At 64.0% G+C, this 13,185-nt stretch carries 12 protein-coding genes; 8 read left to right on the forward strand and 4 right to left on the reverse strand.

Features of this window, described 5'->3' with window-relative positions:
* Positions 1-7 precede the first annotated feature (7 nt).
* A complete protein-coding gene (locus NKJ12_RS04005) occupies positions 8-2,191 on the forward strand; it encodes a primosomal protein N' (RefSeq protein ID WP_352701316.1) in 2,184 nt (727 codons plus the stop codon).
* A 9-nt stretch (positions 2,192-2,200) separates the two neighbouring features.
* Here the strand turns inward: NKJ12_RS04005 and NKJ12_RS04010 are convergent, their stop codons facing one another.
* The gene (locus NKJ12_RS04010) at positions 2,201-2,527 is read right to left on the reverse strand and encodes a PIN domain-containing protein (RefSeq protein ID WP_352701318.1); all 327 of its coding nucleotides are present in this window, start codon (positions 2,525-2,527) and stop codon (positions 2,201-2,203) included.
* 118 nt (positions 2,528-2,645) lie between these two features.
* Positions 2,646-2,879, reverse strand: coding sequence for a type II toxin-antitoxin system Phd/YefM family antitoxin (locus NKJ12_RS04015; protein ID WP_254820451.1), 234 nt, complete (start codon positions 2,877-2,879; stop codon positions 2,646-2,648).
* A 209-nt stretch (positions 2,880-3,088) separates the two neighbouring features.
* Here NKJ12_RS04015 and NKJ12_RS04020 point away from each other — a divergent pair, with 209 nt between their 5' ends.
* The 6 genes from NKJ12_RS04020 (at position 3,089) to NKJ12_RS04045 (ending at position 8,888) form a co-directional block, all read left to right on the forward strand.
* Positions 3,089-3,484, forward strand: coding sequence for an AGROH133_08824 family phage infection protein (locus NKJ12_RS04020; RefSeq protein WP_352701319.1), 396 nt, complete (start codon positions 3,089-3,091; stop codon positions 3,482-3,484).
* A gap of 246 nt (positions 3,485-3,730) precedes the next feature.
* Positions 3,731-4,291, forward strand: a complete 561-nt coding sequence (locus NKJ12_RS04025) for a F0F1 ATP synthase subunit delta (RefSeq protein ID WP_352648921.1) — start codon at positions 3,731-3,733, stop codon at positions 4,289-4,291.
* On the forward strand, positions 4,291-5,820 hold the full coding sequence (gene atpA, locus NKJ12_RS04030) for a F0F1 ATP synthase subunit alpha (RefSeq protein ID WP_352648923.1): 1,530 nt from the start codon (positions 4,291-4,293) through the stop codon (positions 5,818-5,820). Before NKJ12_RS04025 ends, atpA begins: the two co-directional genes overlap by 1 nt.
* Positions 5,821-5,848: 28 nt before the next feature.
* The gene (locus NKJ12_RS04035) at positions 5,849-6,733 is read left to right on the forward strand and encodes a F0F1 ATP synthase subunit gamma (RefSeq protein ID WP_352701321.1); all 885 of its coding nucleotides are present in this window, start codon (positions 5,849-5,851) and stop codon (positions 6,731-6,733) included.
* A 67-nt stretch (positions 6,734-6,800) separates the two neighbouring features.
* A complete protein-coding gene (atpD, locus tag NKJ12_RS04040) occupies positions 6,801-8,366 on the forward strand; it encodes a F0F1 ATP synthase subunit beta (protein WP_352479582.1) in 1,566 nt (521 codons plus the stop codon).
* Between the two features lie 114 nt (positions 8,367-8,480).
* On the forward strand, positions 8,481-8,888 hold the full coding sequence (locus NKJ12_RS04045) for a F0F1 ATP synthase subunit epsilon (RefSeq protein ID WP_352701322.1): 408 nt from the start codon (positions 8,481-8,483) through the stop codon (positions 8,886-8,888).
* Between the two features lie 60 nt (positions 8,889-8,948).
* Here NKJ12_RS04045 and uxuA read toward each other — a convergent pair whose 3' ends face one another.
* Positions 8,949-10,124 (reverse strand): mannonate dehydratase, encoded by a 1,176-nt coding sequence (uxuA, locus tag NKJ12_RS04050; protein WP_352701323.1) that lies wholly within the window; start codon positions 10,122-10,124, stop codon positions 8,949-8,951.
* Positions 10,121-11,599 (reverse strand): mannitol dehydrogenase family protein, encoded by a 1,479-nt coding sequence (locus tag NKJ12_RS04055; RefSeq protein ID WP_352701324.1) that lies wholly within the window; start codon positions 11,597-11,599, stop codon positions 10,121-10,123. Before NKJ12_RS04055 ends, uxuA begins: the two co-directional genes overlap by 4 nt.
* Before the next feature lie 175 nt (positions 11,600-11,774).
* Here NKJ12_RS04055 and uxaC point away from each other — a divergent pair, with 175 nt between their 5' ends.
* On the forward strand, positions 11,775-13,184 hold the full coding sequence (gene uxaC / locus NKJ12_RS04060) for a glucuronate isomerase (protein ID WP_352504893.1): 1,410 nt from the start codon (positions 11,775-11,777) through the stop codon (positions 13,182-13,184).
* Position 13,185: the final 1 nt, after the last annotated feature.

Consider the following 13,185-nt stretch of genomic DNA (forward strand, 5'->3'; position numbering starts at 1 on the left):
ACGCCTCATGATCGAAGATTCGCCCTTTGTCGCGGCCGCACCGGTGCTGGTGCCGATGCCCGCCGAGCGCCCCTACACCTATGCCGTGCCGGCTGGCATGCGCGTGGTGCCGGGCTCGATCGTGCGCGTTCCGCTTGGGCCCCGCCAGGTCGCCGGCATCGTCTGGGACGGCGCCGTCGAAAAGGTCGACGCGAAGAAATTGCGGCCGATCGAGCAGGTTTTCGACTGCCCGCCGATCGACCGCGCGATGCGGCATTTTGTCGATTGGGTGGCGCAGTACACGCTGTCGCCGCCCGGCATGGTGGCGCGCATGCTGCTCAGGGCGCCAGAAGCGTTCGATCCGGAGCCGTGGATCGAAGGGCTGCAGCGCACCTTCGCCAGACCCGACCGGATGACGGAGGCGAGGACGCGCGTGTTGGAGACAGCCGAAGGCGGACTGGCCTGGACGCGGTCCGGCCTGGCGCATGCGGCAGGCGTGTCGTCGACGGTGGTGGACGGGCTGCGGGCGCAGGGGGTATTCGAGACGGTGATGATCCCGCCGCGGCCGGTAGTCGCAGCACCCGACCCGGGCTACGCCCAGCCTTCACTGATGCCGGACCAGAGCGATGCCGCCGAGACGCTGCGCGCCAATATCGCGACCGGCACATTCGGTGTCACCCTGCTCGACGGTGTAACCGGATCCGGCAAGACGGAGGTCTATTTCGAGGCGGTCGCGGCCGCGCTCGATCGTGGCAAGCAGGTGCTGATCCTGCTGCCGGAAATTGCGCTGACCCACGCTTTTCTCGAACGCTTCCAGGAGCGGTTCGGCGCCAAGCCGGCGGAGTGGCACTCGGACCTGCCGCCAAGAATGCGCGAAAAGGTCTGGCGACAGGTGGCGGAAGGCGGCGTGCGGGTCGTCGCCGGCGCGCGCTCGGCGCTGTTCCTGCCGTTCAGGGAGCTTGGACTGATCGTCGTCGACGAAGAGCACGATCCCGCCTACAAGCAGGAGGATCGCGTCTTCTACAACGCGCGCGACATGGCTGTGGTGCGCGGCCATATCGGCGGCTTTCCAGTCGTGCTCGCTTCGGCGACACCGTCGGTCGAAAGCCGGGTCAATGCCAGCCAGGGCCGCTATAGCAGGGCGGTGCTTTCGGCGCGCTTTGCCGAGGCGGCACTTCCCGATCTCAAGACGGTCGACATGCGCCGCGCGCCGCCGGCACGCGGCGGCTTCCTGTCGCCGGTGCTGCTCGGCCATATGCGGCAGACGCTGGAGAGAAAGGAACAGTCGCTGCTGTTCCTCAACAGGCGCGGCTATGCGCCGCTGACGCTCTGCCGAGTCTGCGGCCACCGCTTTGGCTGTCCGGTCTGCTCGGCCTGGCTGGTCGAGCATCGCTTTCGCGGCCTGCTCGTCTGCCACCACTGCGGGCACAATGAACGCCGGCCCGAAGCCTGCCCGGAATGCGGCACGCTCGACCATCTGGTCGCCTGCGGGCCGGGCGTCGAGCGCATCGCCGAGGAGGTCGTCGCGCATTTCCCCGATGCCCGCACCATCGTCTTGTCGTCCGACCTGATGGGCGGCGTGCGACGGCTGCGACTCGAGCTTGAAGCCATCGCCAATGGCGAGGCCGACATCGTCATCGGCACGCAACTCGTCGCCAAGGGCCATAATTTCCCCAACATGACGCTGGTCGGTGTGGTCGATGCCGATCTCGGCCTTGCCAATGGCGACCCGCGCGCCGCCGAGCGCACCTTCCAGCTGCTCAGCCAGGTGACCGGCCGCGCCGGCCGCACCGGCAAGAAAAGCCTCGGCCTGCTGCAGACCTTCCAACCCGACCACCCGGTGATGCGCGCGATCGTCTCCGGCGACGCCGAGGCCTTCTATGAGCGCGAGATCGCGGAGCGTGAGCGGGCGGGGTTGCCGCCCTTCGGCAGGCTCGCCGGCGTCATCGTCAGCGCGGCGACACGCGCCGAAGCCGAAGGGCACGCCCGTGGCCTGCGTCGCGCCGCGCCGCAAGCCACCGACCTGTTCGTGCTCGGCCCGGCCGAGGCGCCGCTGTCATTGATCGGCGGCCGCCATCGCTTTCGCCTGCTGATCCAGGGCGAGCGGCGCGCCGACATGCAAGGGTTCATTCGCACCATGCTGGCCGAGGGACCGAAGATAAGGGGCTCGGTGCGAGTCCAGGTCGACATCGACCCGCAGAGCTTCTTGTAAGCTGTCGAATTACCCTTTCGAGACGCCTTCGGTGAATGGGTTCAGGTAAGGCACGTCGAGAATCGCAAAATGCCGGGTGTTGGCCGTCAAAACTGACAGGCCGTGCAAACGGGCAGCAGCTGCGATCAGAACGTCCGCCAGACCCGGATTGGCGCCTCTGGCGATCGTGGCATCTTCGAGTTTTCCAGCTTCTCGCGCGATAGCTAAGTCGATGGGAAGGATGCGCTGGTTGAACTCCAGAAGCAACCTTTCGAACCACTCATTGATGCGCTCTGCCTTCATATGTCCGCCCGCCCGCTTCAGTTTCGCAAGATAACTATCGACGAGAGCTGCCAAGAGCCGCGTTCTCTTTGTTCGGCAAGCCAGTTCTGCACGTGTGACGGAAGCAGAGGCCGACCAGGTGCAAATGCCGAGAGAAAAGACTTATCAAGCAGATAGCCGGTCAAAACTCCACTTACCGCGACGGCGATTCGTTTCGCTCAAGCTCGATGCCGCCTGGATACCGAAGCAGGAAATCCACGAAGTCTTTTTGGCTGTTCTGCGGATAAAGTTTCCGTCCCTCACCGATTGACACCACCATGACTGCGGGCTTGCCGTGCTTGGTGATAACCGTGGGCTCACCGTTCTCAGCAGCCTCCACGAGCGCGGAAAGGCTGGCCTTTGCCTCTCGTAGTTGCATCGTCTTCATGCGCGGAACCCCTTGTGGTCTCATGTAGCCACAAATAGGAATTGTGCAGAAAAAAACAGCCGGTCGTGTAACATCCTGTTAGCCCGGTCGAGACAACGGCGCGCGCGTTGGGCTGACGCGCCCTGCATATTGCCGACGGCCATCTGGCGCATGTCAGTTGCTTCGCTAGAATGTCCGAAATTTCGACTATGCATTTACGAGGGGACAAGATGGAATTTGCGTTTCCGTGGCCGATGAGCCAGGGCGAGTGGCTGGCATGGTCGAGCGCGGTCGCGACCTTGTTGCTCGGCCTATTGCTATTCCTGGCGCCACAGCTGGCATTCCGCATCCTGCGGCTGCAGGTCAAGCCGGAGAAGGCGGCGGCGATCGCCGAGGGGCGCGGCAGGATGTCGGGCTTCTATCTCGGCGTCAGCCTATGTTGCATTCTGCTGGCACAACCATGGCTCTACATGGCGCTCGGCTTCTCCTGGCTGTTCACCGCCTTCGGCCGGCTGCTGTCGATGATGTCGGATGGCGCCAACACACCTTTCAACTGGGGTTCCATCGTCGTCGAACTGGTGCTGGCCGCCTTGCCGCTCGCCTTCGTCTTCGGCTTTTTGCCCTGAATCAGGGATCAATCCGGGGTTGGTTGCTGAACTCGGCCAGCGGATGCGACAATAGTGCCTGAAAACCATGCCGGACGACGCATTGCGGTCTGAAAATCCCTGTGCTAGACGGCAATCGACTTTCGACCGGGGATAGCGGAAGCCGCGCCTCCGTGCTTGGAAAAATGCAGTAAGGTCAAAGATTTAGCCAGAGTTTTTGCTCGCGCCAACAATCTGCGGCCTGTCAGACAAGAGAAAAGACGGTCCGTGGCCCAATCGTCATCGCCAATCTCAGGTGTCGCAGAACGCTATGCGGGTTCGCTGTTCGAACTCGCGCTGCAGGCCAATTCGGTCGCGAGCGTCGAGGCCGACCTCAACAGGTTCGAAGCCATGCTCGAAGGCAGCGCTGACCTTTCGCGGCTGATCAGGAGCCCGGTCTTCTCCAGCGAGGACCAGGCCAAGGCGATCGCCGCGATCGCCGACAAAGCAGGGATTGCCGGCCTCACCGGCAATTTCCTGCGCGTCGTTGCCCAGAATCGCCGGCTGTTTGCCGTGCCCGGCATGATCAAGGCGTTCCGCCAGATCGCCGCCGAACACCGTGGCGAGACCGCTGCCGAGGTCACCTCGGCGCATGCGCTGACGCCTGCCCAGGAAACCGAGCTGAAAGCGGCGCTGAAAAGCGTCGCCGGCAAGGACGTGGCGATCACGGTCACCGTCGATCCGTCGCTGCTCGGCGGACTGGTGGTCAAGATCGGGTCGCGCCAGATCGATACGTCGCTCAAAACCAAACTCAATTCGCTCAAGCTTGCACTGAAAGAGGTCGGCTGATGGACATCCGCGCCGCGGAAATTTCCGCAATTCTGAAAGACCAGATCAAGAATTTCGGCAAGGAGGCCGAGGTCTCCGAAGTCGGCCAGGTGCTGTCTGTCGGTGACGGTATCGCCCGCGTCTACGGTCTCGACAATGTCCAGGCCGGCGAGATGGTCGAGTTCCCCGGCGGCATCCGCGGCATGGCGCTCAACCTCGAAGCCGACAATGTCGGCGTCGTCATCTTCGGCGCTGACCGCGACATCAAGGAAGGCGACACCGTCAAGCGCACCGGCGCCATCGTCGATACGCCCGTCGGCATGGGCTTGCTCGGCCGCGTCGTCGACGCGCTCGGCAACCCGATCGACGGCAAAGGCCCGATCCAGGCCACCGAGCGCAAGCGCGTCGACGTCAAGGCGCCCGGCATCATCCCGCGCAAATCGGTGAACGAGCCAATGTCGACCGGCCTCAAGGCCATCGACGCGCTGATCCCGGTCGGCCGCGGCCAGCGCGAACTGGTCATCGGCGACCGCCAGACCGGCAAGACCGCGATCATCCTTGACACCATGCTCAACCAGAAATCGGTGCACGACCACGGCCCTGAGAAGGAAAAGCTGTACTGCGTCTATGTCGCCGTCGGCCAGAAGCGCTCGACGGTGGCGCAGTTCGTCAAGGTCCTGGAAGAGCGCGGCGCGCTCGACTATTCGATCATCATCGCCGCGACTGCCTCCGATCCGGCGCCGATGCAGTTCCTGGCGCCGTTCACCGCCTGCACCATGGGCGAATATTTCCGCGACAACGGCATGCACGCGCTGATCAGCTACGACGATCTGTCGAAGCAAGCCGTCGCCTATCGCCAGATGTCGCTGCTGCTGCGCCGTCCGCCGGGCCGCGAGGCCTATCCGGGTGACGTCTTCTACCTGCACTCGCGCCTGCTTGAGCGCGCCGCCAAGCTCAATGACGAAAATGGCGGCGGTTCGCTGACGGCGCTGCCGATCATCGAGACGCAGGCCAACGACGTTTCGGCCTACATCCCGACCAACGTGATCTCGATCACCGACGGCCAGATCTTCCTGGAAACCAATCTGTTCTTCCAGGGCGTCCGTCCGGCGGTCAATGTCGGCCTGTCGGTGTCGCGGGTCGGCTCCTCGGCGCAAATCAAGGCGATGAAGCAGGTTGCCGGATCGATCAAGGGCGAGCTTGCGCAGTACCGCGAAATGGCTGCTTTCGCGCAGTTCGGCTCCGACCTCGATGCCGCCACGCAACGCCTGCTCAACCGCGGCTCGCGCCTGACCGAGCTGCTGAAGCAGCCGCAATTCTCGCCGCTCAAAGTCGAGGAGCAGGTCGCGGTGATCTTCGCCGGCGTCAACGGCTATCTCGACAAGCTTGCGATCAACCAGGTCGGCAAGTTCGAGCATGGCCTGTTGTCGCATATGCGCTCGGCCGGCAAGGACGTGCTCGACGGCATCCGCAAGGAGAAGGCGCTGTCCGACGATCTGCGCGCCAGGCTGAAGGCAGAAATCGACGCCTTCGCCAAGACCTTTGCTTGAGCAGGACGGACGGGATCAGGTTTGAAGCATGCCTTCGTTAAAAGACCTTCGTAACCGAATCGCCTCGGTCAAGGCGACGCAGAAGATCACCAAGGCGATGCAGATGGTCGCCGCGGCGAAGCTGCGTCGCGCGCAGGAAGCGGCGGAAGCGGCGCGTCCCTATTCGGAGCGCATGGGCGCGGTGCTGGCCAACATCACCCAGGCGATCGGCGACGGCGGCGATGCCCCGGCGCTGATGACCGGCACCGGCAAGGACGACGTGCATCTGCTTGTCGTCTGCACGGCCGAACGCGGTCTGTGCGGCGGTTTCAATTCGCAGATCGCCCGCTTTGCCCGCGACCACATCCGCAAGCTTCTGGCCGACGGCAAGCAGGTCAAGATCATCTGCGTCGGCAAGAAGGGGTTCGACATATTGCGCCGCGACTACGGGGCATTGATCATCGAGCGTGTCGATCTGCGCGAGGTCAAGACGCTGGGCTTCGTCAATGCCGATGCCATCGCCAAGAAGGTGATCCACCTGTTCAACGAAGGCGGCTTCGACATCTGCACGCTGTTCTATTCGCAGTTCAAGTCGGTGATCAGCCAGATCCCGACGGCGCAGCAAATTATCCCGGCGGGCACGCCTTCGGCTGCCGCGGAAGTGAAGGATGGCGGCAGCGCCGTCTATGAATACGAGCCGGAGCCGGGCGAAATCCTCTCCGATCTCATCCCGCGCAACATTTCCGTGCAGGTTTTTCGCGCGCTGCTCGAGAATGCTGCCGGCGAGATGGGCGCCAAGATGAGCGCCATGGACAATGCGACGCGCAACGCCGGCGACATGATCAACAAATTGTCGATCACCTACAACCGCCAGCGGCAGGCGCAGATCACCAAGGAATTGATCGAAATCATTTCGGGCGCCGAGGCGCTCTAGGCACGCTCACAAGGAGGTCATCGACCTCAAGCGTGTGAGAAACAAAGAGACGAAAAGGGTAAAGACGATGGCGAAAGCAGCGACCCCGAAGACGGCAGCCCCTAAGGCCGCGGCACCAGCAAAGGCTGCGGCGGCAACCAAGGCCGCTCCGGCCAAGAAGGCGGCAGCAACCAAGGCCGCCGCTGTGAATACGCCGGCCGCCACCATCAAGAAAACCGGCCTGGCCGGCAAGGTTCGGCAGGTCATCGGCGCCGTTGTCGACGTCCAGTTCGGCGAACATCTGCCGGCGATCCTGAACGCGCTTGAGACGATCAACGTCGGCAATCGCCTGGTGCTCGAGGTTGCCCAGCATCTGGGCGAGAACACCGTGCGCTGCATCGCCATGGACTCGACCGAAGGGCTGGTCCGCGGCCAGGACGTCTATGACACCGGTGCACCGATTACCGTGCCGGTCGGCCCGGGCATGCTCGGCCGCATCATCAACGTCATCGGCGAGCCGGTCGACGAGGCAGGCCCAGTCGACGGCATCGAGATGCGCTCGATCCACCAGCCGGCGCCGACCTATGTCGAGCAGTCGACGGAAGCGCAGATCCTGGTCACCGGCATCAAGGTGCTCGACCTGCTGGCCCCCTATGCCCGCGGCGGCAAGATCGGCCTGTTCGGCGGCGCCGGCGTCGGCAAGACGGTGCTGATCCAGGAACTGATCAACAACGTCGCCAAGGCGCATGGCGGCTTCTCGGTGTTCGCCGGCGTCGGCGAGCGCACCCGCGAAGGCAACGACCTCTATCACGAGTTCATCGAGTCCGGCGTCAACAAGAAGGGCGGCGGCGAAGGATCCAAGGCGGCGCTCGTCTATGGCCAGATGAACGAGCCGCCGGGCGCCCGCGCCCGCGTCGGCCTGACCGGCTTGACGGTTGCCGAATATTTCCGCGACCAGGGCCAGGACGTGCTGTTCTTCGTCGACAACATCTTCCGCTTCACGCAGGCGGGTTCGGAAGTGTCGGCGCTGCTCGGCCGCATTCCTTCGGCCGTGGGCTACCAGCCGACGCTGGCCACCGACATGGGCGCGCTGCAGGAGCGTATTACCACGACGACCAAGGGCTCGATCACCTCGGTGCAGGCGATCTATGTGCCGGCCGACGACCTGACCGACCCGGCACCGGCGACCTCGTTCGCCCACCTCGACGCGACGACCGTGCTCAACCGCGCGATTTCGGAAAAGGGCATCTATCCCGCCGTCGATCCGCTCGATTCGACCTCGCGCATGCTCGACCCGATGGTCGTCGGCGAAGAGCATTACCAGGTCGCCCGCCAGGTGCAGTCGATTCTTCAGCGCTACAAGTCGCTGCAGGATATCATCGCCATCCTGGGCATGGACGAGCTGTCGGAAGAGGACAAGCAGACGGTTGCCCGCGCCCGCAAGATCGAGCGCTTCCTGTCGCAGCCCTTCTTCGTCGCCGAAGTGTTCACCGGCGCACCGGGCAAGCTGGTCGACCTCGCCGACACCATCAAGGGCTTCAAGGGCCTTTGCAACGGCGACTACGACCATCTGCCGGAGGCGGCCTTCTACATGGTCGGCGGCATCGAGGAAGCGGTCGAGAAGGCACAGCGCCTGGCCGCCGAAGCGGCTTAATTTAGGGAATAGGGAGTAGTCAGTAGTGGTTAGGAAATAGCAGTTGCGTGATGTGGGCCGGTTAGGGCCAGTTGCTACTGCCTAGTTTCCTATTCCCTACTCGCTAAATTGATCATGCCTGAAGCTTTCAAATTCGAACTGGTCTCGCCGGAGCGCCTCTTGGTTTCCGAGCAAGTCGAATCCGTCGTCATCCCGGGCGCCGAAGGCGAGATGACTGTCATGGCGCATCACGCCCCGGTCATGACCACAATCAAGCCGGGCGTCGTTACGCTGAAGACCGCGCAAGGCAAGGAAGAGCGCTATGTGGTGTTCGGCGGCTTTGCCGACATCGTTCCGGCCGGCTGCACGCTGCTGGCGGAATCGGCTGTGGCCGTCGGCGACATCGACCGCGCCGACCTTGCCCGCCGCATCCAAGAAGCAAAAGAAGACGCCGCCGACGCCAAGGACGATCAGACCCGCAGCAAGGCCGAGCAGTTCCTTAGCCAACTCACCACGCTCGAAGGCGCGCTGTTGCCGGCGTAAAGCGAACGTCATTCACGGGTTTTTGAAAGCCGGGCCTCGTCCGGCTTTTTGCTTACCTGCTTAGGTCAACATTTCCACTGCGCGCATGACGCCGCGCAGTTCGGCGAGGCCCTTCAGGCGGCCGATGCAGGAATAACCGGGGTTCACCTTCTTGCCGATGTCGTCGACGATGGCGTGGCCATGGTCGGGACGCATCGGGATCTGCCAGTCCGCCCTGCCTGCCGCCTTGCGCCGCCGCTCTTCGCCAATCAGCGCCGACACGACCGCCACCATGTCGGTGTCGCCGTCGAGGTGCTCGGCTTCGTGGAAGGAGCCGTCTGGCTCCTTGGTGACGTTGCGCAGATGGGCGAAATGGATGTTTTCGGCGAAGGCCTTGGCCATTGCCGGCAGATCGTTCTGCGCGCCCGCGCCGTAGGAGCCGGTGCACAGCGTCAACCCGTTGGCCGGCGAAGCGACGGCGTCGAGCAGCGCGCGGGCATCATTGGCATTGGAAACGATGCGCGGCAGGCCGAACAGCGAAAAAGGTGGATCGTCGGGATGGATCGCCATCCTTACGCCGGCCTCTTCGGCCACCGGCACGATCTCGCGCAGGAAGGCAAACAGGTTTTCGCGCAGGCCTTCGGTGGAGACGTCCTTGTAGAGGTCGAGGGCGCGGCGGAAGCTTGCCCGATCGAAGATGAATTCGCGCGCCGGGACCCAGCCGATCAGGTTGCGCTCCAGCCTTGCCTTGTCGCTATCGCTCATCCCTTGCAGTCGCACACGCGCGGCCTCGACGCGGGCCGGCGGGTGATCGGCCTCCGCCCCTTCTCGCTCAAGGATGAAGACGTCATAGGCGCAGAGCTCGACGACATCGAAGCGCAGCGCCGTGCCGCCATGCGGCATGGGATAATCGAGGTCTGTGCGCGTCCAGTCGGTGATCGCCATGAAATTATAGCAGACGGTATTGATCCCGGCGGCGGCGACGGAGCGGACCGACGCTTTGTAATTGTCGATCAGGGTGCGCCAGTTGCCGCTGCGGGTCTTGATGTCCTCATGGACGACGATGCTCTCGACCACATCCCAGGTCAGGCCCGCTGCCTCGATGTCGGCCTTGCGCCTGGCGATCTCGTCCGCCGGCCAGGCGCGGCCGTCATTGAGGTGATGCAGCGCGCTGACGATGCCTACGGCGCCGGCTTGACGGACATGGGCAAGCGTCACCGGATCGTCTGGCCCGAACCAGCGCCAGGTTTGTCTCATGGCTTCTCACTCCGTATGCCAAGCGCCGCGAAGGCAGCGGCAGCTCCGCCCCGCCGCAGGCGCTCGAGATTGGCTGCCGTCAGATCGATCAGTGTCATGCGGTGGGAATGGTCTTTGGCGAAGCCGGCGAGATCGAATATCGCTGTCACCGTTTCATCAGCCGGCCGGCTGCCGAGCGCCGTAAGCGGAGTGTCGATCGGGTCGGTAAAATGGGCTTCCGGCAAGGTTTTGCCGCGCGCCTCGCAAGCGGCGATCCAGGCCGCCACCACCAGCATGAGATGCGCGGGCGGGTCACCGGCGCTCAGTCGATCGAGGGCCGAGGCGACTATGCGCTGCGGCAGCTTCTGGCTGCCGTCATTGGCGATCTGCGCCGTGCGATGGGCGAGCGCGGTGTTCGAATAGCGCTCGGCGAGCTGGGCCGTGTAGCCGGCCGTATCGAGCCCGGCGTCCTGCGGCAGTGTCGGGATGGCCTCGGCCCAAAGTCCGTCGACGAATTGCCGGATCGCCGGATCGGCAAAGGCGCGGTCGACCGTGTCGTAGCCGCTGAGCAGGCCGAGATAGGCGATTGCCGAATGCGAACCGTTGAGCAGCCGCAGCTTCATGTCCTCGAAGGGCCCGACGTCGCCGACCATGGTGACGCCGAACTTTTCCCAGACCGGCCTGCCTGCCGGGAAATCATCCTCGACCACCCATTGGCAGAACGGCTCGGTCATCACCGGCCAGGCATCCTCGACGCCGAGCTCGACGGCGATACGCGCCCGGTCGGCATCGGTGGTCGCCGGCACGATGCGGTCGACCATGCTTGACGGGAAGGCGACGCCGTCGGCGATGTGCCCGGCAAGGCCGGGATCGCGCAGTGCTGCGAATTCGACCAGCAGGCGGTGCAGCGTAGCGCCATTGGCCGGAAGGTTGTCGCAGCAGAGCACGGTGAAGGGCTTGATGCCGGCGAAACGGCGGCGCGACAGCGCTTCGGTGAGAAAACCATGCGCCGTCCGTGGCATTTGCGGGTTAGCCAAATCATGGACGATGTCCGGATGGGTGCTGTCCAGACCGCCGCCGGCTGCTCTCAGATAAGCCTTTTCGGTGATCGTGAGCGTAACGATGCGGGTGCGCTGACCCGTCAGAGCGGCGAGCACCGCAGCCGGATCTTCCGGCGCCACCAGCAGCGACAGGATCGAACCGATGACGCGCAGCTCTTCGCCGATGCTGCTCCTGATCGCCAGCGTGTAGAGACCATCCTGCGGCGCCAGTGCGTCGCGCGTGTCTGGACTGCGCAAGGACACGCCGACAATGCCCCAGTCCGCCTCTCCCGCCGCCAGGCAGTCGTCGACATAGGCCGCCTGATGGGCGCGATGGAACGCACCGACGCCGAGATGGACGATGCCCGGTGCGACGCCGCCGCGGGCGTAGCGCGGAACCGCGACCGAAGCCGGCAGTGCCTTCAGCGTGCTGTTGGAAAGGCGTCTATTGGTCATTGCGCCACGTGTCTGATCGAGATTGTTGGGTCCCTGCTGGCAGGCGGCGTAACACCCGATGCCGTCACGCACAATGGGCAATGGCCGACGAAAAGTCATCATACAACAACCCAGTTTTTGTATGTTGACATTATTTCTTTCCGACCCTACCGATGTCCGGGTTGGGAGGATTTACGTGGCCGCATTGACGGATCCGGATTTGCTGTTTGCCGCCGAGGCGCGCCCGCTTTCGCTGGCCCGCGATCTCTACGCCGCCGTCAAGGATCTGCCGATCGTCAGCCCGCACGGCCACACCGATCCGCGCTGGTATGCGCTCAACGAGGCGTTTCCCGATCCGGCGCAATTGCTGATCGTGCCGGACCACTACATTTTCCGCATGCTGTTCAGCCAGGGCGTTCGGCTTGAGGAGCTTGGGGTGCCGACGCTTGACGGCTCGCCGGTGGAGACCGACGGCAGAACGATCTGGCGGCGCTTCGCCGAGCATTATTACCTGTTTCGGGGTACGCCGACCCGGCTGTGGTTCGACCATGTGCTCGCCCATCTGTTCGGCATCGGCGAGCCGCTGAATGCCAGGACAGCCGACCGCCACTACGACACGATCGCGACGCTGCTGCAGCGTGAAGACTATCGCCCTCGGGCGCTGTTCGAGCGCTTCAACATCGAGGTCATCGCGACGACCGAAGGTGCGCTCGACGATCTCAGATGGCACCAGATGATCCGCGAGAGCGGCTGGCAGGGCCGCGTCGTCACCGCCTACCGGCCCGATGCGGTCGTCGATCCCGATTTCGAAGGCTTCTCAGCCAATCTCGACCGGCTTGGCGAGATCACCGGCCGCGACACCGGTACTTGGACCGGCTATCTCGATGCGCATCGCCAGCGGCGCGCCTTCTTCAAGAGTTTCGGTGCGACGTCCTCCGATCACGGCCATCCGACGGCCGACACCGCCAATCTTTCGGATGCCGCCGCCGCGGAGCTGTTCAACCGTATCCGCCGGGGCTCGGACGACGAGCGCGAGCGAAAACTGTTTCGCGCCCAGATGCTGACCGAGATGGCCAAGATGAGCCGCGACGACGGGCTGGTCCTGCAGATACATCCCGGCTCCTGGCGCAATCATTCGCCTTCTATCTTTCAGAAGTTCGGCAGGGACAAAGGCTTCGACATCCCGACCCGAACCGATTATGTGACGGCGCTGAAGCCGCTGCTCGACTGCGTCGGGCTGGAGCGCGACCTCACCGTCATCCTCTTCACCCTCGACGAGACCAGCTATGCGCGCGAGCTGGCGCCGCTCGCCGGCGTCTACCCGGCATTGAAGCTCGGGCCGGCTTGGTGGTTCCACGACAGCCCCGAAGGCATACGCAGGTTCCGTGAGATGACCACCGAAACCGCCGGTTTCTACAACACCGTCGGTTTCAACGACGACACCCGCGCCTTCCCATCCATACCGGCTCGCCATGATGTGGCGCGCCGGGTCGATTGCGCTTTTCTGGCGCGTCTCGTCACCGAGCATCGGCTCGGCGAAGACGAGGCGCACGAGCTGGCGCAGGAACTTGCCTATACGCTCGCGAAAAAGGCGTACCGGCTCTAAC

The organism is Mesorhizobium sp. M0195, from assembly GCF_040322115.1.
Classification (GTDB): Bacteria; Pseudomonadota; Alphaproteobacteria; order Rhizobiales; family Rhizobiaceae; genus Mesorhizobium.

What these genes read in the sequence shown, in the direction of transcription:
- NKJ12_RS04005 (WP_352701316.1), top strand. Translation starts at nt 8, where the DNA reads ATGATCGAAGATTCGCCCTTTGTCGCGGCCGCACCGGTGCTGGTGCCG.
- NKJ12_RS04015 (WP_254820451.1), bottom strand. Translation starts at nt 2,879, where the DNA reads ATGAAGACGATGCAACTACGAGAGGCAAAGGCCAGCCTTTCCGCGCTC.
- NKJ12_RS04020 (WP_352701319.1), top strand. Translation starts at nt 3,089, where the DNA reads ATGGAATTTGCGTTTCCGTGGCCGATGAGCCAGGGCGAGTGGCTGGCA.
- atpA (WP_352648923.1), top strand. Translation starts at nt 4,291, where the DNA reads ATGGACATCCGCGCCGCGGAAATTTCCGCAATTCTGAAAGACCAGATC.
- NKJ12_RS04035 (WP_352701321.1), top strand. Translation starts at nt 5,849, where the DNA reads ATGCCTTCGTTAAAAGACCTTCGTAACCGAATCGCCTCGGTCAAGGCG.
- atpD (WP_352479582.1), top strand. Translation starts at nt 6,801, where the DNA reads ATGGCGAAAGCAGCGACCCCGAAGACGGCAGCCCCTAAGGCCGCGGCA.
- NKJ12_RS04045 (WP_352701322.1), top strand. Translation starts at nt 8,481, where the DNA reads ATGCCTGAAGCTTTCAAATTCGAACTGGTCTCGCCGGAGCGCCTCTTG.
- uxuA (WP_352701323.1), bottom strand. Translation starts at nt 10,124, where the DNA reads ATGAGACAAACCTGGCGCTGGTTCGGGCCAGACGATCCGGTGACGCTT.
- NKJ12_RS04055 (WP_352701324.1), bottom strand. Translation starts at nt 11,599, where the DNA reads ATGACCAATAGACGCCTTTCCAACAGCACGCTGAAGGCACTGCCGGCT.